This window comes from Aminobacter sp. P4_D5 (assembly GCF_056401815.1).
The window spans coordinates 1-696 of the sequence record NZ_JBFUIP010000750.1 but is presented as its reverse complement, the minus strand read 5'-3'; the positions used below and the strand labels follow the sequence as shown (position 1 = coordinate 696).

The window sequence follows — 696 nt, the reverse complement described above, 5'->3', positions numbered from 1 at the left end:
CAGCGCATCGCAGCAGGGTGGCGTGCGGCCGTGGTGGGAGCAGGGCTCCAAGGTCACATAGGCGGTGGCGCCTTGCGCGGCCTCACCGGCCCGGGTCAGCGCCTCGACCTCGGCATGGGGGCGGCCGCCCGGCTGGGTCCAGCCGCGGGCGATCACCACACCGTCCTTCACCAGCACGCAGCCCACCGAAGGGTTGGGCCAGGTGTTGCCGAGGCCCCGCGCCGCGACCTGGAGCGCGGCCCGCATATGGGCCTCGTCGGACATCAGGGCCCCCGCTTCACGGAGTGTCCAGACCGCCAAGGAACGCTTGGAAATCCTTGGCTTCGGAGAAGTTCTGATAGACCGAGGCGAAGCGGACATAGGCCACCTGGTCCACGCCCTTCAGCGTCTCCATCACCATCTCGCCGATGCGRCGCGAGGAGATCTCGACCTCGGCCTCCATCTCGAGGCGGCGCTGGATGCCGTTGAGCAGGCGCTCGATCCGGTCCTCGTCGATCGGCCGCTTGCGGCAGGCGATGCGGATCGACTTGCTGAGCTTGTCGCGGTCGAAGGGGACGCGGCGGCCATCGGTCTTGAGGACCGTGAGCTCGCGGAGCTGCACACGCTCGAAGGTGGTGAAGCGGTTGCCGCAGGCCGGGCAGAAGCGCCGGCGCCGGATGGAGGAGCCATCCTCGGAGGGACGGCTGTCCTTCACCT

General features: G+C 69.4%; 2 protein-coding genes. Both read right to left on the bottom strand.

Annotation, left to right across the window (positions count from 1 at the left end):
* Positions 1–264, bottom strand: a 264-nt coding sequence (locus AC1DWF_RS34770) for a bifunctional diaminohydroxyphosphoribosylaminopyrimidine deaminase/5-amino-6-(5-phosphoribosylamino)uracil reductase RibD (protein WP_476843026.1), incomplete at its 3' end; no start/stop codon positions are given.
* Positions 265–277: 13 nt separating this feature from the next.
* The gene (gene nrdR / locus AC1DWF_RS34765; protein WP_476843025.1) at positions 278–694 is read right to left on the bottom strand and encodes a transcriptional regulator NrdR; all 417 of its coding nucleotides are present in this window, start codon (positions 692–694) and stop codon (positions 278–280) included.
* Between the last annotated feature and the right edge of the window lie 2 nt (positions 695–696).